This is a genomic window from Nocardia sp. 348MFTsu5.1, assembly GCF_000383535.1.
In the GTDB taxonomy this organism is placed as follows: domain Bacteria; phylum Actinomycetota; class Actinomycetes; order Mycobacteriales; family Mycobacteriaceae; genus Williamsia; species Williamsia faeni.
Window position 1 is genome coordinate 18,858 of the sequence record NZ_KB911528.1, and the last position, 18,259, is coordinate 37,116.

16 protein-coding genes are annotated in these 18,259 nt (G+C 60.3%); 6 read left to right on the forward strand and 10 right to left on the reverse strand.

Features of this window, described 5'->3' with window-relative positions; translation table 11 throughout:
• The first annotated feature begins 417 nt into the window (after positions 1–417).
• The gene (locus tag H290_RS0125640; RefSeq protein WP_020109723.1) at positions 418–1,170 is read left to right on the forward strand and encodes a ParA family protein; all 753 of its coding nucleotides are present in this window, start codon (positions 418–420) and stop codon (positions 1,168–1,170) included.
• 534 nt (positions 1,171–1,704) lie between these two features.
• A complete protein-coding gene (locus tag H290_RS30465; RefSeq protein ID WP_196809633.1) occupies positions 1,705–2,490 on the forward strand; it encodes a DUF2637 domain-containing protein in 786 nt (261 codons plus the stop codon).
• A 345-nt stretch (positions 2,491–2,835) separates the two neighbouring features.
• On the opposite strand, the gene H290_RS0125660 is transcribed toward H290_RS30465, so the two are convergent.
• Together H290_RS0125660 and H290_RS0125665 are read right to left on the reverse strand one after the other, a co-directional pair.
• Entirely contained in the window at positions 2,836–3,264 is a 429-nt protein-coding gene (locus H290_RS0125660) for a DUF6262 family protein (protein WP_020109727.1), read from the reverse strand.
• Between the two features lie 23 nt (positions 3,265–3,287).
• Positions 3,288–3,473 (reverse strand): hypothetical protein, encoded by a 186-nt coding sequence (locus H290_RS0125665; protein ID WP_020109728.1) that lies wholly within the window; start codon positions 3,471–3,473, stop codon positions 3,288–3,290.
• A gap of 323 nt (positions 3,474–3,796) precedes the next feature.
• Here H290_RS0125665 and H290_RS31340 point away from each other — a divergent pair, with 323 nt between their 5' ends.
• The 3 genes from H290_RS31340 (at position 3,797) to H290_RS31345 (ending at position 5,738) form a co-directional block, all read left to right on the forward strand.
• Positions 3,797–4,597, forward strand: a complete 801-nt coding sequence (locus H290_RS31340; RefSeq protein ID WP_155977074.1) for a hypothetical protein — start codon at positions 3,797–3,799, stop codon at positions 4,595–4,597.
• Positions 4,598–4,607: 10 nt separating this feature from the next.
• The gene (locus H290_RS29775) at positions 4,608–5,069 is read left to right on the forward strand and encodes a three-helix bundle dimerization domain-containing protein (protein WP_020109729.1); all 462 of its coding nucleotides are present in this window, start codon (positions 4,608–4,610) and stop codon (positions 5,067–5,069) included.
• Positions 5,070–5,570: 501 nt separating this feature from the next.
• Positions 5,571–5,738, forward strand: a complete 168-nt coding sequence (locus H290_RS31345) for a hypothetical protein (protein WP_020109730.1) — start codon at positions 5,571–5,573, stop codon at positions 5,736–5,738.
• Positions 5,739–6,082: 344 nt separating this feature from the next.
• On the opposite strand, the gene H290_RS0125680 is transcribed toward H290_RS31345, so the two are convergent.
• The 6 genes from H290_RS0125680 to H290_RS29785 all read right to left on the reverse strand — a co-directional run bounded on the left by H290_RS0125680 (position 6,083) and on the right by H290_RS29785 (position 15,455).
• Positions 6,083–6,775, reverse strand: coding sequence for a hypothetical protein (locus H290_RS0125680; protein WP_155977076.1), 693 nt, complete (start codon positions 6,773–6,775; stop codon positions 6,083–6,085).
• A 38-nt stretch (positions 6,776–6,813) separates the two neighbouring features.
• Positions 6,814–9,951: a type I restriction endonuclease subunit R gene (locus tag H290_RS0125685; protein ID WP_020109732.1), complete on the reverse strand. Its 3,138-nt coding sequence runs from the start codon at positions 9,949–9,951 to the stop codon at positions 6,814–6,816.
• The gene (locus H290_RS31000; protein WP_020109733.1) at positions 9,948–11,150 is read right to left on the reverse strand and encodes a restriction endonuclease subunit S; all 1,203 of its coding nucleotides are present in this window, start codon (positions 11,148–11,150) and stop codon (positions 9,948–9,950) included. Before H290_RS31000 ends, H290_RS0125685 begins: the two co-directional genes overlap by 4 nt.
• On the reverse strand, positions 11,147–12,724 hold the full coding sequence (locus tag H290_RS0125695; RefSeq protein ID WP_020109734.1) for a class I SAM-dependent DNA methyltransferase: 1,578 nt from the start codon (positions 12,722–12,724) through the stop codon (positions 11,147–11,149). Before H290_RS0125695 ends, H290_RS31000 begins: the two co-directional genes overlap by 4 nt.
• Before the next feature lie 167 nt (positions 12,725–12,891).
• Entirely contained in the window at positions 12,892–14,943 is a 2,052-nt protein-coding gene (locus H290_RS0125700; RefSeq protein ID WP_155977078.1) for an N-6 DNA methylase, read from the reverse strand.
• Between the two features lie 11 nt (positions 14,944–14,954).
• The gene (locus H290_RS29785; protein WP_081631727.1) at positions 14,955–15,455 is read right to left on the reverse strand and encodes an NYN domain-containing protein; all 501 of its coding nucleotides are present in this window, start codon (positions 15,453–15,455) and stop codon (positions 14,955–14,957) included.
• Between the two features lie 262 nt (positions 15,456–15,717).
• Between H290_RS29785 and H290_RS0125715 the strand changes: the two genes are divergently transcribed.
• The gene (locus H290_RS0125715; RefSeq protein WP_036520329.1) at positions 15,718–16,215 is read left to right on the forward strand and encodes a hypothetical protein; all 498 of its coding nucleotides are present in this window, start codon (positions 15,718–15,720) and stop codon (positions 16,213–16,215) included.
• Between the two features lie 319 nt (positions 16,216–16,534).
• On the opposite strand, the gene H290_RS0125720 is transcribed toward H290_RS0125715, so the two are convergent.
• Complete coding sequence (locus tag H290_RS0125720) at positions 16,535–17,761, reverse strand: HEPN domain-containing protein (RefSeq protein ID WP_155977080.1); 1,227 nt, start codon at positions 17,759–17,761, stop codon at positions 16,535–16,537.
• Positions 17,762–17,781: 20 nt separating this feature from the next.
• Positions 17,782–17,979, reverse strand: a complete 198-nt coding sequence (locus tag H290_RS0125725; RefSeq protein ID WP_020109740.1) for a helix-turn-helix domain-containing protein — start codon at positions 17,977–17,979, stop codon at positions 17,782–17,784.
• Positions 17,980–18,259 lie beyond the last annotated feature (280 nt).

An 18,259-nucleotide genomic window follows, 5' to 3' on the forward strand; every position in this document is an offset into this window, starting at 1 on the left:
TGGACGTCTGCGTGCAACATACATGGACACTTGGAGCCACCGCTCCTGTGGAGTGACACCTGCTGAGCACTGTGTGCACCAGCCGGACAGGCATTGTCAATGTCGGACAGGTGTGGCTAGCGGTCGTCCTATGCATCAGCGATCGCCAGAGTCTCGCCGTGACGTCGCGCTAGTCCGCGTGAAAATCACCTGGTGATACCTGACTTCAAGTGATACGAACTTGCAGTTCAGAGGTGGTGGATCGCGCGCGAGCCACCACGCCTATCGTGGATATTGTATGTATTTACAGTATTGTATGTATGGCGGAGCTATACAGCCTATACGGTATGGGATAGCATGGCGGTAATTACAGTCTGGACAAGCATGACAAGACGTCCGTTACCGCACAGCTTGTGAATCAGGACAGGAGCACCAGCAATGGCAGTCATCGCTTTCTGTAACCAGAAAGGTGGGTCGACGAAGACGGCGACGACGATCGGACTGGCGGCAGCAGTATCTGCCGCTGAAAAGTCCGTGTTGTTGATCGATCTCGACCCACAGGCGAACTTGACCACCGGATTGGGTATCGAGCCGGCCGACGCCGAGTACACGGCCAACGATGTATTCACCGAACAGGCGTCCCTCGACGAAGCAGTCACTGCCACATCGTGGCCACACATCGACATCCTTGCGGGCACACCCGCGCTGGCCAACAGGGAAGCCGACGCTGCGCTTGACATCCACTACCGGCTGAGGAATGCCCTCAACAATGCCTCCAGGTCCTGGGACCACATCCTCATCGACACCTCACCATTCGTCGGAAAACTGATGGCTAACGGACTAGCCGCGGCCGACCAGGTGGTCATCCCAACCGATGCGAGCCCTGACGGAGCCCGAGGCGTTGACGCGCTCAGCGAATCGGTTGTTCTAGCCCGCCGAAGCTTTAATGAGCGTCTTGAAGTGGCGGCAATTGTCATCGGCCGGCGCGAGCGAAATGGCGAGCAGGATTTCCGCGAGCAAGAGCTGCGCAACAAGTACGGCCCGCTGGTCGCAAAGACCGTGATACCGAAGCGGGCTGCCGTCGTCGACGCGCACGGTCTCTCTGTTCCCATAACCACCCTCAAAGGGTCCGGCGCGTTTGCGGTGACCAGTGCTTACCGGGACTTGGCCCTCGAGCTCAACCTCATCTGACACGAAAGCTGGGACACAGATGGCTATAGAGCGAAAGACAGTGACAAAGGCGACGGAACGCCACCCGTTTGAAACGATGGGAACCGAGGACTCCGGTCCACCTGCACCTGCACTCGTACCTGCAGCACCGCCGCGAGCAGAGCCCTCCTCCCGACCAGTGGCACAGCGCACGCGACGCGACGCGCCGCCGAAACAGGCAGCGCAGGGGAGTCGTGGCGTAACCGCGAGCGAGACGCCACCGAGAAAGGATCCGCTGATTACCCGGACCTATCGCATCCCTCAGAGCCTCGACGAACGGATGCAGGCCGCCAGCCTGCGGCTCGGGGTGGACCGGGGGCGAGTCGTCAACAAGACCGACGTCGTGCGTGAGGGTGTCGAAAGGTTGCTCGACGAGCTGGGCCTCTAAGGCTGTCTTGTAAATACAAGCAATACTGACAATACGTGCAAGCGGAATGTTTCAGCATGTCGCGCACGGTCCTGGCTGGTGATTGCACCCACCAACCAGGACCTCGACCACAGATAGGACCTGTGACCGTGGTTACCAACTCTAAGCGCCCACCGATCGAACGAATCGCAGTCGCAACGGCCATTGCTGTGACCGTACTTCTGGCACTGGGAAGCTTCGCCCTCAGCTTTTCCGCACTGTGGGACATCGCCACCGAGATCTGGCCACAACGTGAACTTTCCTGGATCGCACCTGTCCTGATCGATGGAACGATTCTTCAGGCGACGATCTCCCTCGTGGCCGCCGCGAGTGATACGACGCCGGACCGTCGTCGCTTCTTCTGGATCCTTTTGGGGGTGGCAGCCGCAATCAGCATCAGCGGCAACGCGTTACACGCGTACACCACGGGCACCGGGTCTCTCTCCCCAGTGGCGGCCGTCATCGGCGGAACCATCCCGCCGGCGTTCCTGCTGCTCTCCACCCACGGTCTCGTGCTCCTGATCCGGCCGAGGTTCCGGCCCACCCGCACCGAGTTCCTCGCGCACGAGGCATTGAACGACGAACCGGTCGGTGAGGACGAGGCTGCGACAGCTTCGGTCGGCTACTCCGACGGGGAAAAGGTGGGGGAGCGGGAGGCCAAGGAGTACCTCGAACCAGCGCGACACCTGCGAGAACAGATAAACTCCACTACCGAGACACCGACGATCGCAAGCATCCTCTGGCTTGCTGAAAACAAACCCGCGCTGTCGAAGAGAGCGATCGCAGCCCAGGTCAACGTGCACCACAACACCGTGGCGCGGATCCTCGACGCCTGGAGTGAATATGCCCCGGACTACTGGGAGGCGGAACGGCTCGAAGAGCTGGCCCCGGCATAGCCTTCGCGGCCTAGACTGTGACGTTTCATAGCACGCGAATGCAGGCTGGCGGCAACCAAAACTGGCCCTGCGCAGAGCATTTCCCATTTGCACTCGTCACCTCGCACGTCACCACGCCGATCCACTGCCCTGAATTCGCGCGGACCCACGCCAGCTGCAGTCCGTGCTGAGCGCGTTCGACGCGAAGACCGAACGCGCGCGTCTCCAGAGACACAGGATCGCGGCCGGCGGTCATGAACGCCCAGCCCAGCGCCGCGAGCATGTCGATTTCTACACTCCGCGGCGGATCGAAGACATGCACGGTGGGGGAGTGAGGCCACATATCGAACATAGATTCCCCTGGGTTCACCGCGTTGTTGTGGTGTCTGAGCTCGGCGTTTGCGTGGTGGACGGTGTCTTTGACGCAACGGTGGACGCGCGCCGCTGGCCGTGGGCGATGGCGAGTTGGTGGCGCAGCTTCTTGTTCTCCTCGCTGAGTTCTTTGATACATGTGTGTGCGAGTTCGATTCTGCGTTGCCAGGATGAGTCGCTGGCCCCCGTGACGTGAGCTGGTGGCGTGGTTGTTCGGGTGTGCGTCTGCCGTATTGCTTCGAGTAGGTCGGGTTGGGTGTAGATCCAGGACCTGGCGACGCGGTCCCGTTGCGCCAAAAAGGTGATCGTGATCGATCTGTCGGTGGCCTGAAGTTCTTCGAGCGCAGTTACTGCCCGGTGTCGGGCGTCGTCGCTGCGCCGACGGGTTGCGATGTGAAGGTGCTTGGTGTTGTCGGCATTCATGGTTGGTCCTGTCCGGCAACGTCTTAAGTGTCGTCGTGTTCGTGGCTGGTGATGATGGCGGTGAGGTCGTCGGCGGTGCGGGTGTTCATTTCCGCGAGCCGTAGTTGACCGTTCTTTTCGGCCCGCTCCCGGATGTGCGGGTATCGACGATGCCGTTCAGCGGCACCGTAACCGGTGCCACCGACACACCCACAAAGAGTGCGCAGCACCGCAGGGTAGCTACCTGCCAGGCGTCAGCACCGCAATGCGCCACACGGTTTTCCGCAACCGCGCTGCCCAGTTGGGCCGGACGCGCACAAGGCGCTCGAATTGAGCCACAGGGACCAAAGGAGTTCGTGACGCGCCGGCTGGCTCGGCACGGTCGACTAGCAGTGCCCCGAGCTGGCCGGACCTCGACGCTCAGAGTGCCATTGCACAGGCGTCAGACACTTACGACTGCGCCTAGGTTCAGCTGTTCGGAGGAACATCATCTGTACTGATCGCGTAGGGTGACGCGGACTTGCAACAATCAGCAATGCCCTTGAGGAGAAGCGTGTCCGACTCCAGACATCACCTGGTCCGTGCGCTGCCGGCCATCTGCCTTATCGTGGGCGTGTGCCTCGGATTGGCCGGGTGTTCGTCTGACTCTGGATCTTCCGGTGCAGGCGGAAATAGGCTCGCCAATGCGTCGGAAGTACTAGGACCTGGCCAAGAACAAGAGAGCACGGCAGACTACTCAAAAATCGACCCCGAGACTCTTACTGTCGAACAGTTTTATGATGACAGTGTCTACCCGGAACAATATCGCATCCAGTGGGCAGATCAAGTCATCGAAGAGCGCACCACGCCAGAATTACTCGCAGAGATTGAAGAAAAACTTGCAGGCGGCCATCGCGAGCCACTAGGCCCACTAGTCCCTGCATCTATTGATAACACTGGTGATGAAATCCTTGTCCAGCAGTCAGTCGCTGGATATATCGCCTCAAAAGAACCAAACCCTGATATGGGAAGGAAGCTGCTAGCTGGGTTCATATCTCCAGATAACCCCGGGTTTGAGGGTGCTAAGAACCAACTAGGTGGCGGGCAGTTTCCCGTACTGGCGACTTATGCTGTCAACGTCGAGGCTAATGACTACTCTAAGAAAAAGGAAACACCAGTCTTCACAGAGACGGCAATCGGTAACTATGCACCAAACGGCACACCATCGAAACTAATGACGATAATGAATACTTTCAACAGTGAAAGTACGCAGGTCACAGATAAGTATGAGTCCGGTCGATGGATTGTTGTAAACACAATCAGCTTTCCTGACAGTAATTGGATAGCACATCCCGATGAGGTTGCTGTTAAGTAGAAATAGTCGTTTGTCATCCGCCACTGAACGTCTGAAGAAGCGCTACGTAGCGTTCACTTTTTGTCGGGACTATGGCATCAATGAAGAATACCGGCGCAGATTTCAAGATCTCATTGGCCCGATTGAGCTCGAGATTATCGGCACGCAGTCCGCACATCTCGGCGTGTTTCAGGATGATCTACGAGTCGCCAGCCGACACCCAGATCTCAAAAAGGCACACCATCGGTTCGACGAAAATCCGATCCGCGACTTCGTGCCACTGCTGGTGGAACGGCGGGCCCACGAAAAACTCGGCGACGTGCCCAAAGCAACACGGAATCGCTCGAGGACCTCGGCTAGCGAGCCACAGTCGCCGCCGGATCACAGCGCGTATCACCTCGGTATCACGTGGGGCGAAGTGATCGAGGGTCCGATGCCTGTCCGTGAGGCATCCATCTCCGTGAAGAATGTCCGGTTGGTCATGCCGAATTGAGTAAGAATCTCGTGCGATGGACCGCCACCCAATCGAAACCAGCGTGCCGGGAACTCAAGCATCTCGTTCTCCAACGCATCGTCCTCGCCCATTGCTGACCCCTTCTCGGTCACCGTCCTGCGCCTTTGTGCCGCCACCGCGTGAACTCTGGGCAAACCTCAAGATGATCAATCGGTCGCCGCCTGAAAAACCGACGCACCGGTGCGGGACCATGATTGCGACAGCCGCACATGGCAACGGATGACCCAGCGCAGCATCGCCTACCGGTCGGGCTGGCCCCTCCCAGGATGGGCCACGTCGTAGACAACACGGGTAATCCCTGACACCGCCCCGTTGATGCCACCCACCAGCTTCGTGGGCTACATGAACGACGCTCACGAAATGACTCAGGGGAACATAGGTTCGATACTATGGGGGTTGCGGGTCGGTGGGGCAGAGATGCCCGGGAAGCACCGGCCCGCCCGACCAGCCTGCGGCTGTGCGCCCTGGCAAACTCGATGTATGGAATCGCCCGGGGAAGGGGACGCCTCGATGTTCGACGACATCGAGCGAGAAGCCATGCGCGAAGAAGGTTTTGATCCCGACGACCCGGCAACAAAAACAGCGATCGATTTGGTTAGGTGGGAGCTGGCGCTGCTCCGTCCCGACCCAGAGGTAGAGCCGGGTTAGTGGTCACCAGGCCAGGAGATGGCGGCCGGCGACTTGTCGATTCGTAGACCCAGCCACGAGGGATGGCGAAGCCGATCAGTGAAGCGGCACTGGTCGTCGACAATGAGCTCAGGCCGCACCCAATGGGCATTTGCGAACAAACCAAACGCGGGGGAGCGGCCACGGATGGGGGATTGCAGTCAGTGCGATGGGTTGACGATCTGCCTGATCCGAACAGAGACCGCACCGTATTCTGCAGCGAGATCGCGGTACCTGCGGCCATCTCGGTGAGTGGACCGAATAGCTCTGTCCCGGTCCTCATTTGGACGATCGCCGGAACGCGCCGCAGCTTTGGGCAGGGAGGTTCACTCTTCATCACGTGTCGATAGCAGCTTCTGCGTTGTCCGAACGAGTAGTACGGTCGCCTGCGCGGACGCAAATGCGTCTACATCGTCGATGTCGCCGTGGGTGACCTTCTGGGCCAGATCCCATGTCGTGCGCATTAATCCGCGAAGCTCAGACCTGTTGCGGCCGTTCGCGTGATGCTCCAGTAGTCGGTCGAACCATGCACGGGCGTCCGCGCCCTTCGGTGGTTCCTGCCCTTCTGGGACTATCTGTGGGTCAGCGATGAGTTTGCCAAGATCGATCAGGATCTCTCTGCTGCGACGGCCGACGTCTTGCCAGGTATCCTTGTCTTGAGCGACTTGGTACTCGTTGATCAAGCCAGCTATTCGAGCATCGATCCCTGCCCACGTCGAATCGCTTTGTTCCGCTGCGGGATCGTGAACCGACAGGCCATTCGCCAAATCGTCGAGCTGATCGAGAGCTCTTCGCTTCAGATTGCCGACGTGCACACGTCGAGATGCGTAGGTGGGCAACTCCTGGGAGTAAAAACCGTGCCATTCCCACAGCGAGCGCCAGGGGTACGGAGGCTTCAGCCCGAGCACTTTGAACTCGGCGACGATGACCCGATCTCGCTTCTGATAGTCCCGGTCGAAGTCGTCGATCACGCCCTTACCGGTACCGGTCGCGACGATGACGTTCGCCTGCTGTTCCACCAGTTCCTTGAGTTCGTCGATTTCGACCAGCGAATTCGTCACTGCTGCGCCCCGTGAGTCGCGTACAACTCTGCTTGCTCAAGAACCAGCGCGATCGCCTTGGCCTCAGCGTCGGGCGGGTAGTCGTATCGAGCCAACAACCGGCGCACCTTGGACCTCATTGCCGCACGTACCGAGTCCTTCAGGTTCCAGTCGATCGATGCCGACTCTCGCACTGCCTTGACGAGCTTCTGCGCGATCTCCTTGAGCACGTCATCGCCGAGATCCAGTACTGCGGCGTCGTTCTGGACTATCGCGTCGTAGAACGCGACTTCGTCTTCGCGAAGGCCGAGCGCATCATGACGTTGCTGCTCATCTCGCATCTGCTTGGCGAGTTCGACGAGTTCGGCGATGATCTCGGCGGTGGTGAGCGCCCGGTTCGTGTAATTGTTGACCGCCTCGTCGAGCAACTCGGAGAACTTGCGCGCCTGTACTACGTTCGTGCGCTGTACCGTACGGATCTGGTCATTGAGAAGGCGCCGCAGCAGCCCCATCTGGAGGTTGGGCTTCTCCTTCTGCGCGAGCGAGTCGAGGAACTCATCGCTGAGGATCGACAGCTCGGGCGTGTCGACGCCGGCCAGCTTGTAGATGTCGACCACCTGATCAGCCGCGACCGCCTCGTTAAGGAGCTGTCCCAACGCGGTGTCGATCTCCACCGCGCCTGATCCGCCGCGGCCGGAATCAGGATTCTGGATCTTGAGGATGGCGGCGCGCACGTCCGCGAACAGACGCACGTCGTCGCGGATGGCGGCTGCCTCATCCCGAGCGCCCGCGAGGGCGAAGGCCTTGGCCAACGCGAGCACCTGGTCGTTGAAGCGCTTGGTGCGATCGGGATCGGCCATGACGAAATCAACGACCTTCGCGTACTCGGCCAGACGCTTGGAAGCCGAGAGGGCAGGTGAAGAATCGTAGTCGACGCCGTGCAGAAGCCCTCGGACAATGTCGTGCTTCTCAAGCATGGCCGAGACGATGTCGTCAATGGGCACACCTGCCTGGTCGCGGTCGCTCGGAGAGTACTCGGCCAACGCCGTCTGCAGATTCGCGAACACGCCGATGTAGTCGACGATGAGCCCACCGGGCTTGTCACGGAAGGTCCGGTTGACCCGGGCGATGGCCTGCATGAGCCCGGCGCCCTGCATCGTCTTGTCGACGTACATTGTGTGCATCGACGGCGCATCGAAGCCGGTCAGCCACATGTCCCGCACGATCACCAATTCGAGCTCGTCGTCGGGGTTCTTCGCCCGCAGCTTGAGGTCCCTGCGCACGTCCTTGGAGTGGATGTGTGGCTGGAAGGCCGGCGGATCAGCGGCAGATCCGGTCATCACGACCTTGATCTTCCCTGTGGCCGGGTCATCTGAGTGCCAGTCGGGGCGCAGCGCAACGATCTTCTCGTAGAGCCGCACAGCGATACGACGGCTCATCACGACGATCATGCCCTTACCGAACAGGGCCTCGCGCCGCTTCTCCCAATGCTCGACGATGTCGTGAGCGATCAGGTCAAGGCGCGATTCCGCACCGACAATCGCTTCGAGACGCGACCAGCGAGACTTGGCAGCCATGGCTGCGTCTTCTTCAACGGTCTCGGTGATCTCTTCGGCGAGCTCGTCGAGCGCTTCGAGGTCAGTGTCGGACAGGCCGATCTTCACCAGACGCGACTCGTAGAAAATTTTCACCGTCGCGCCGTCCTCGACCGCGCGAGTGAGGTCGTAGACATCGATGTAGTCGCCGAATACCGAACGGGTGGATTTGTCGTTCGACTCGATCGGTGTACCGGTGAAGCCGAGGTAAGTCGCGCCCGGCAGAGCGTCGCGCATGTGTTTGGCGAGGCCCGACTTCAACCGGCCTTTCCGGTCTAGGGACTCCCGGAAGCCGTACTGCGAACGGTGCGCTTCGTCTGCCACGACCACGACGTTGCGTCGGTCGGTTAGCACAGGGTTGGCGTCGCCGTCCTCGCCGGGAGCGAACTTCTGCAAGGTCGTGAACACGATGCCGCCGGAGGCGCGCTTCAGCTTCGCCCTCAGATCGGTCCGCGTAGACGCCTGAACCGGAGACTCTGGAAGTATTCGCGCCGGCGCGAACGTCTCGCCGAACAGCTGGTCGTCGAGGTCGTTGCGGTCGGTGATGAACACCAAGGTCGGATTCGCCATCCGAGGGTCGCGCATGATCTTGGCCGCGTAGAAGACCATCTCGAAGCTCTTGCCCGAGCCCTGCGTATGCCAGACCACGCCACCCCGACGGTCGCCGTCCGGTCGTGACGCCTGCACGGTCGACTCGATCGCCGCATTAACGGCCCAGTACTGGTGGTATTTTGCCACCCGCTTCACGACCACCCGCGTCGGCTGACCGGTGGCCTTGTCCGTTGCGGTCTCGTCGCTGAAGACGATGAAGTTCTTGATGATGTCGAGGAACCGCTTCGGCTCGAACACTCCCTTGAGCAGCACTTCGAGGGCGGGTCGGCCACTCACGACGTCGCGGCCGTCGATCGTCTTCCACGGAGCGTAGTGCTCGAAGGCTCCGGAATGGCTGCTCATCGCCGCCGCCGTGCCATCCGAGATTACCGTTACGGCGTTGGGCACGAACACCGATGGGATGTCGTGCCGGTATGTCTGTAGCTGGTTCCAGGCCGTCTTCAACGTTGCGTGCTCGGCAGCGGGATTCTTCAACTCCAGCAGCGCCAGCGGTATGCCGTTTACCAGGACCAGCACATCAGGCCGCCGGTTCTTGCCGTTCTCCACAATGGTGAACTGGTTGACTACCGCCCAGTCATTGCTCTCAGGATGCGCGAAGTCGACCAACCACAAGCGCGTGGTACGCAGCGTTCCGTCTGACTCGCGGTATTCGACTGGCACCCCCTCGGTGATCAGTTTGTGCAGCCGGAAGTTCTCTTCGATCGGGCTCTGCGACTCAGCCCGCCGCACTCGCTTGATCGCCTCGTCGATCAGCGCAGGGGATGTCGCTGGGTTGATCCGGTGGATCGCGTCCCGCATCCGTCCCCACAAAAAGACGTCCTCGTACGAATCGCGTTCACCTGCGACCTCGCCCGGCGCGATGTCCGGGCCGTGAAGCGTGTGGTAGCCCAGCTCGGCGAAATACTCCAGAGATGCCAGCTCCACGACGTCCTCTTTGAAAGTGGTCATGACACGGCCTCGTCAACAGGGACCCGGATACGGCGAGACAGCAGCTGAGGGAGGAGGGCATCACGTACGGCAACGAGTCGTTCCGTCTCGAACATCTGGTCACGAATTAGCTCAAGCAGGGGCCAAGTGCGCTCGCCGAATTCTGATGCGACTTCGATAGGCGGGACGAGAATGGGCATTTCTGCCAGTCCACCATCCCATACTGCGTAAGGCATCGTTGACCCCTTCGACGTCGCTTCTGCATACGCAATCGTCGCATCGTCATCGCAAACTAATAGGCAAAAGGGCAGGTATTCCGGTAGCTGTGGCCGGAGTACGAACGTGGTGTTGCGAGTGATACCAGGAAACGGCGCTAGAGCGACCCGATGGAAGTAGACGCGCATAGCGCCGAGCAAAATATCGTTCTTCTCGAATAAGAACAGGCTACTTTTGGCCTCCTCATGGGGTCGAACGCCTTCAAGGCCCAGCGCGTTCATAGGGATCACGTCAATTGGAATATATGGCCGATCCTTCTCGGCCCCAGACTTGGTCGAACACCGTACGACTGCGATAAGGTCTCGAAGACTGCCCATGGTCCAATCGACCGGTGCTACGCCCGCCCACGGCTCGTGCTCGACGAACCAGGACCGATAGGTGGTACGCAACAAATCCTGGGCGAGTTGGACTCTTCGCCGGTTCGACTCGATTTTGTCGTCGAGCGCGCCGAGCGTCGCGGCGATGGCCTGCTGTTCCGGCAACGGAGGACATGGCACGGGCAGTCGCGAAAGGTCGGATGCACGAATACCAGCAACAACCGCCTGCTCCACGATTGTCTCCATGCGCGCCCGACCAGGCTTGGATGCAAAGTAGTAGTAGTAAAACTGGGGGCTCACCCGGCTCGGGTCCAGCCTCACGCGGATCAGCGAGCTCTCAAATGTGCGAGGTTCACTTGCGACCACAACGAGCGAACACCGCCCAGCACCGGACAGTTGAAGAGAGCGTCTGGCGAACAGTAGATCGCCGGGTTCGAGCAACGACCTCGATAACTCTGACGCACTCAAGGGCACCCGAGCCATATCAGCGTCGCCGATGCGACTGAACGCAAACAGCTCACCCATATTGACCATCTGCGTCCCATTAGATCTGTCTCCTTTAGGAACCGAGACACCGTTCCGGGATGGCACCAGATAAAGGTCACCGAACGGCCGCTCGTCGGTCATACCGCCAGCCCTCCCAGCCGCCGACGAACCTCATCCTCCAGCTCGCGCCCGCGATCGAACTCCGCAAACAGCTCCTTCGTCAGGCGCTCGATCTTCTCGTCGATCGGCTCGCCGTCGATCTCGGCTTCTGCCGCGCCGACGTACCGTCCGGGGGTGAGCACGAAGTCGTGTTTCTCGATCTCGTCAAGCTTTGCTGCCTTGGCGAAGCCGGGCACGTCCTCGTAGCCGCCGTCGTGGTTGCGCCAGGCGTGATAGGTGCTGGCAATCTTCGCGATGTCGCCATCGTCTTCATCGGTTAGCACGCGCAGACGACGGCTCTCCATCGTGCCGAGTTTGCGGGCGTCGATGAACAGCACCTCGCCGTGCCGCTCGCGGTGTCCGTTTCCGTGACGGCTTTTCGACACGAACCACAGCGCGACCGGAATGCCGGTATTGAAGAACAGCTTGTCAGGCATAGCGACGATGCAGTCGACGAGGTCGGCTTCGACGAGCTTGCGGCGGATCGCACCCTCGCCGCCAGATTTCGACGACAGCGACCCGTTGGCGAGGACGAACCCGGCGCTGCCGTGCGGTGCTAGGTGGTAGATGAAGTGCTGCACCCACGCGAAGTTCGCATTTCCCTGCGGAGGCGTTCCGTACTTCCAGCGCGGATCGTCAGCGAGCTTGGCGTCCCACCAGTCGGACACGTTGAACGGTGGATTGGCGATCACGAAGTCGGCCCGAAGGTCAGGGTGCAGGTCTTCGGTGAACGAGTCAGCAGAGTGGCTGCCGAGATCTGCCTCGATGCCCCGCAGTGCGAGGTTCATCTTGGCGAGCTTCCATGTTGTGTCGGTGAACTCCTGTCCGTAGACGGAGATGTCAGTGCGCTTGCCGCCGTGAGCATTTACGAACTCGGCTGACTGCACGAACATGCCGCCCGATCCCGCGGCGGGGTCGTAGACGCGACCCTTGTAAGGCTCCAGCATCTCGACGAGCGTCTTGACCACCGACCGCGGCGTATAGAAGGCTCCTGCATCCTTACCGGACTCCTTGCCGGCGAACTGGCCGAGGAAGTACTCATACACCCGGCCGAGCACGTCGTCTGCGCCGTGGTCGTCAGTTGTCGTGAAGCCGATTGAGCCGATGAGGTCGACGAGTTCGCCCAGGCGTCGCTTGTCGAGCCCGTCGCGGCCGTAGTTGCGGGGGAGCACCCCACGCAGGGAAGGGTTCTCCTTCTCGATCAGGTCCATCGCCTGATCGATCTGCTGACCGATCTCGGTCTGCTTCGCCACCGACTGGATATAGCCCCAGCGAGCGAGTTCTGGAACCCAGAAGACGTTCTGGCTCTTGTACTCGTCGCGGTCTTCGAGGAAGGAAATGACGCGCTCGGGCTTGATGCCGTCAGCGACAAGTTCTTCTTCGAGGGTCTTTCGTCGCTCTTCGAAGCGGTCGGAGATGTATTTGAGGAAGACCAGGCCGAGGACGACATGCTTGTACTCGCTCGGCTCCTGGTTGCCGCGCAGCTTGTCGGCGGTGTCCCAGAGCGTCTGCTCCAGAGTCTTCTGTTGTTTCGGCTTCGCAGCGCTTCGCGCCATGCTTAGGTCTCCTCCGCGCCAGTGGCGCGATTTCCAGTTGTGTTCTTGGGTAGCCTTACGCTACTAGCGCCCAAAGACATTGAGCGCGCACAACAGCAGCGAAGACCGACGTAGGTAGTGCAGCAAACAAGGGCGACGTGGCTCACCCGAGCGCGCTACTCAGGTAGTTACTCGTCACTTGGGAGGGTGATGTTGTAGCGCAGGGCGTCGCGCATAGCTTCGCGGACCGATGCCGCATGGGTGAGCAGTGCGTGTGCCTGGTCGACGAGTTCCAGGATCGCGCTATCGAGCACTTGTGCGCGGCTCTGTTCCGCCTTTGGCACCAGTGGTATTTCGAGCAGTCGGATGTTAGCGCGCGGTATCGCGGTTTCGGCGAGGAATCTGTTGTTCCATGACCCAGCAATAACCAATGCAAGATAGCCCGGATGCAGGCTGCCGTCGGTGCTGCGGAGCCGGTAGGTTCCCTGTCCGAGAAGATGGCCCCCCTCGTTGTCGATCGTTGCTGAAATCGTTCCCTGCGTGGTGACCAGCACGTCACCCACACCCGTCAGGTCGGTGGCAAGGGAAGAAGGAACTTTGATCGTCTCGTCGGCGAGGGGCAGGTGTCCCCTCGCGATCACAGACGGCGTAACGCACAGATGTCGTAGTTCGTCTGACAGGTCGGGGACTCTCGCCCGCCCTGGACGCATCTCAAGTAGACCTTGGTCGATTAGTTCACCGATCGTGAATAGGCGAGAGTGGCTGGTTCCGACGAAGTTTTTCAGGAGATTGGCTATCCCGTCGATGTCCTCGACTGTCTGGTTCAGGTCCGTCGAGCTTTGATGGTAGGAGTCGGCCACTTCGGTGGGGGTGCGGCCGGCAACTTCGATCCACCGGACCGGTGACAGGTGGGCGCCGGCAGCGAGGACATCCCGGATGTCGACGTGTTGGTGCGGCACGTCCATGTCGATGCCGTCCGATGTAGGCGACCAGTGCCCGATGCGTTTTTCGACATCCTCCACTTTGGAGGCGTCGATGAACAGAATCTCGGAACGGTCTTGATCGGCGGGCGCCCGCACCACCCATACTGCGAGGGACATTCCGATATGCGGGAGCATCCTTGGTGGCAGGACGGTGATGGATTCAACGCATCCCCGTCGGACAAGTTCAGTACGGACAGGTTTTTCACTGCCCTCGCGGAACAGGACGCCGAGCGGTGTGACGACGAAACCCCGGCCATGATCGGTCAGATGAGCGACGACGTGCTGGATCCAGGCGAGCTCGGAGAACTTGGGGCCGGGTAGACCGTATTGCCATCTTGGATCTGCGACATCGACCGATTGTGGTGACAGGCCGAGCGGCGGTTCAGCTATAACGATGTCGGCGCGCAAGTCTTCGTCCAAGTCGTGGGCGAGGACATCGCCCTGGAGCAGTTCGATATCGACGCCGCGCAGGTAAGCGCGCTGAGCAGCTTGTCGCACCGCACCGAAATCGATATCGTGCCCGACGACTCGCTGCGGTGCCAGTCCCGCGTCGATGGCGTTCAATATCGCAGTACCTGTTCCGCATGCAGGGTCGTACAGGACGTCGCCGCTGTGGGCGGCGGCGAGATTTCCGAGGGCCTCGGAGATTCTGGATTCGACGAAGCCATGGTCGAGTCCACTGCGAACCTGTGCCCGGGCGCATTTGGCGAGGACGTAGTCGGTGACCGTCGCCAAGTCGGCCGGATCGACACTGTCGAGTGCTTTGACGACTGCTGTTGCGGCTGAGGAATCGATATCTGCGTAAGCGTCCTGAGAGTCCACCAGGGTTGACCACCTCGGGTCCCAATCTTCTTCTGACTCAGCCACGCCAGCGAGGACTGCAAAGCCTTCGCTGTTGACTCCACCCTTTATTTGCATCCAGGGGGGATAGACGGACGGAGATTCATCAGAAAGCTTGCGGGCACAGGCAAGAGTGAGAATGAGGTCAGCCATCGCGCCGGCCGGGAGAAACCCACGCAGCGCGTTCATCGCGGACCAGATGTTCGCCTCTCCGCTGTCCTTTTGGATGTCGTAGCCGCGGGTGACAAGCCATGCATGGACCGCCTCACGCGGGAACAAGGGCTTGGCGGCGGTGCCGCCGACGGCTTCAGGGAAGTCGTCGGCGCGCCTGCGCCAATTGCTGACCGCGCCTCGGGAGACACTAGCCATTTCGGCGATATCGCTCGGTGCCACGAGTGCCTGACTGGTGCTGCTCATGGTGTCCTCGTTCATGCGGCACCGCAGAGGGTGCCGTCGTTGTAATAGTCGCTCAGGTAAATGGTCTGATGTGCGGCCATGCGGAGTCGTCTGGCGAGCCCACCAGGATGGGCAACAACAGTGATGCGTACTCCGAGGGCCGCGATGGCCGCGATCTTGTCAGTGAAGATTCCATCTCCGGAGACGAGGACGATCTCGTCAAACCGGTTCTCCACGTCCTCGTCGAGAACCGCAAGGAGTGCGCGGTCCGCGCCGTCGGGGCCAGAACCGACGAGATAGCGCGGGTTAGTCCAGGTAGAGCCGACTGGCAGAAGTCCGATGTGGCTGATGCCGATCACAACGTGATCTGCTGCCCCGATATTGAGCACCTTGCAAATCTGCGTTCGTGCCCACCGGGCTGCGTTCTCGTGCAGGACGGCCCCACCGACGACGTTCTCGATGTCGACCAACACGAGCCGGCGGCCTCGCAAGCAGTGCTTTAGCGGAGGAACTGTCCCCTCGCGTGAAAACATAATTGACTCCTATGTCTGTTGTATATCCGATTTTCACCTCTTGTCCATACGCTAGCACGCGTATATCCGATTCACAACCACAATAGAGTGCGGAATGATTCACGCAATCAAGGTGAGTACGCGGGAGAGGGTGTACAGACCAGCGATTTCCCGCGCGATCACCACGGCCCCGGTCCAGATGTATAGCGGCGTCAGCCTCCATACCTTCGGAAAAGTATAGAAAATGGTTGATACTTTTATGATACTTCGTTACAGTGAGTTCATGACAAACACAGAGAACGCAATCGTCGTATTCACCGCCAAGAGCTTCGACACGATCATCAGTGAAGGGGGATCCGGGGACTGGAAACTTGACGCCGCCCGGGCCAAGAAGTGCGAGTGGCTGGTGTGCACCCAGAACGCGCATAACCCGGAGCCCTACGCCGATGGCAATGAGCCCCACGGCAGCGCATTCCTGGTAGGCCGAATCTCTCGTATCAGTCCGTCGGACACTGCTGGCCGTTGGAAGATCGAGTTCAGCGAGTGTGCGCGAATCAGCCAGTCCGACGTGTGGGCTGGCGATCGTAATCCTGTGCGCTACACCAATATCAGCAGCCTTGGCATCGACCTCGGCGGCGTGAACTTCAAGAAGATGCAGAGCGCCGACGCCGCGTCGGCGAAAACCGCGCCGGCTGCCCTTACGATCCCGCAGGCAAAGGCCGGACTAGCAAAAACCTACGGCGTTGACGTTGACTCGATTGAAATTGTCATTCGCGGATAGTTGCGACGCGGGTATGTGCTGCGGTGAGACTCGCATTTGGTTCCGTCACTGGTGACGAAACATGTTGAGTCACAAGTGATTACGCCGATAATAGATATTACGTCAACTAAACTTGACAATGCCCTGGTGGGGGGCGTGCCGCACGCCGTCGGGTGACACCGAGCTGCCTTTGCCAGCCGACCAACGGTTTGTCCCAGATCATCTGTCACGGAGTTACTTCGGCGACGGATGTGTCAGTCCGACGCAGAGCCAGTTGGGTTGGGCTTCGATGAAGTCCCAGAGGGTGTCAAGTAGTCGTGATTGCTGCGGACAGTGTCGACTAGGTGGGCGCTGTTGGCGGCGGGTCAAAGTAGTCGTCGTAGGGTTGCCGCAACCTGTGATAGCTCACTGCGACCGCGCTGCGCTGCTGATCGGCGGAGAGCCCGAGCTTCTCGAGCAGCACCAGGTGCAACAATGTTTTCGTTACATGGGTTAGTGCGGGTCTGACCTCGTGAGGGATCTTGTCCATGCCCCCCCACGATGAATGGCCGATCGAGTTGCGCGCGTTGACCATCCACGTGACCCACTTGTCCTGGTCGTGGAGCAACCTTTCAACGGCCTCGCCGTCGGGGATTGCGGCCAACTCTCGCATCCGGGTCGTGAAGCCCGGCGGGTTCCGTCGGATCGTTGAAAGTGCCCAATTCTTCGCCTCGCCGTCGGGCAGCTTCTTGATGTGGTCCTTGAGGTCCTTGTGTGCCTGGGCGGAGATGCCGGTTGCGCCTGGGTGCAGAATGTGGTGGATTCCCTCGGCGGCAGAGGCAGCGTTGAACAGCTTGTTCTGGAAGTAGCCGCGGCCGCCGTAGTCGAGGCTGAACAACACCGAACCTGACATCCCCAGCTGCGTGCGCAACTTCAGCCAGGCGGAGATGAACTGGGCGGGGACGGTGCTTAGCCCAAACACTGGATGCCAATGATGTTCGATGACGGTGTCGGCTTTCATCCACACTTGGACGGGCCTGCCTTCGCCGGTGAACAGGACAGACGACTCGATCCGGCAGTCCGCGTTGCCTGCCAGGGTCAGCAGGTCTTGGAACGCTTGGGTGGTGGTGCCGAAACCTGCCCATCTTCTAGGTTCTTCAGACTCGATAACCAGTTGGACCTCGGTGCCCTCGCCGCGCAGGCTGAGCCGCTCGCCAGGCAGTTCAGGATTGTTGACCTGCTCCGGCAGTGGCAGCCCATCGCGGCCGCGCGTTGCCCAGTCGGTCAAGTTGGACAGGCTGACCGCTGCCTGACGGAAGATGGCGTCGTCAGCGGAGGTGATGTGGACGCCGAGCAACGCGGCGTGCACGTAAATCTCTTCCTGTGTCATCTTCCCGAAGGGCAGGACGCCCAGCAGGGTCACCGGTGTGGCATCGGCGGTTTCGCCCCACACCACCGCGTTCCTGACAGTCCACGGGACGAGGTGCTGGTCGAGCTCGAGGCGCAGAGACCCGTCGTCGGTGGTGGAGAGGTTGCCGGCGGCGGTGCGGTCGGGATCGGCTGGCATCCACCACTTGCCGTTGTCCACGATCACAGGTCCGCCTCCCGTCACCGCTTGCCCACCCACTTGCGGACGGTCATTCGATCGACACCCAACTCGGTTGCGATCTGCGTTTCGGGGACTCCTTCGGAATGGGCGGACTGGGCCATGATCTGCGCGATACGCAGGGATTCCTTCACTGTGGCCCGGGCCTTGGCGAGTTTCTCCCCGTACGCCTGGCGTTCGGCCTGGGTGTAGTGGTCCATGTAGACAACTCTACAATCGTTGCTGTAGTCATGCCTACATGAACACCGACCCAGTCAGGGTTATGAGCGGAGCTGATCAGGGTAGATCGTCTGCGCGATTTCCGTGCAGCGGTGCATCAGTCATCCTTAACGCGGAGTTTCGCCAGCTTCAGCGTTCACCTCTGTTCGCTTCAAATGGTCACGTGGAAACCCTGACGACAATCGGGGGGTCTCGGGGTTCCACGTCCCATTGGAGTTCAGCATTCTGGGCGGTCCGTCGTGCCTGCACCGTCGGTGGCCG

What these genes read in the sequence shown, in the direction of transcription:
- H290_RS0125695 (WP_020109734.1), bottom strand. Translation starts at nt 12,724, where the DNA reads ATGGCGCGAAGCGCTGCGAAGCCGAAACAACAGAAGACTCTGGAGCAG.
- H290_RS0125700 (WP_155977078.1), bottom strand. Translation starts at nt 14,943, where the DNA reads ATGAGCAGCACCAGTCAGGCACTCGTGGCACCGAGCGATATCGCCGAA.
- H290_RS0125660 (WP_020109727.1), bottom strand. Translation starts at nt 3,264, where the DNA reads ATGAATGCCGACAACACCAAGCACCTTCACATCGCAACCCGTCGGCGC.
- H290_RS0125685 (WP_020109732.1), bottom strand. Translation starts at nt 9,951, where the DNA reads ATGACCACTTTCAAAGAGGACGTCGTGGAGCTGGCATCTCTGGAGTAT.
- H290_RS31000 (WP_020109733.1), bottom strand. Translation starts at nt 11,150, where the DNA reads ATGACCGACGAGCGGCCGTTCGGTGACCTTTATCTGGTGCCATCCCGG.
- H290_RS31345 (WP_020109730.1), top strand. Translation starts at nt 5,571, where the DNA reads ATGGAATCGCCCGGGGAAGGGGACGCCTCGATGTTCGACGACATCGAG.
- H290_RS0125640 (WP_020109723.1), top strand. Translation starts at nt 418, where the DNA reads ATGGCAGTCATCGCTTTCTGTAACCAGAAAGGTGGGTCGACGAAGACG.
- H290_RS0125725 (WP_020109740.1), bottom strand. Translation starts at nt 17,979, where the DNA reads ATGGACCACTACACCCAGGCCGAACGCCAGGCGTACGGGGAGAAACTC.
- H290_RS0125715 (WP_036520329.1), top strand. Translation starts at nt 15,718, where the DNA reads ATGACAAACACAGAGAACGCAATCGTCGTATTCACCGCCAAGAGCTTC.
- H290_RS29785 (WP_081631727.1), bottom strand. Translation starts at nt 15,455, where the DNA reads ATGTTTTCACGCGAGGGGACAGTTCCTCCGCTAAAGCACTGCTTGCGA.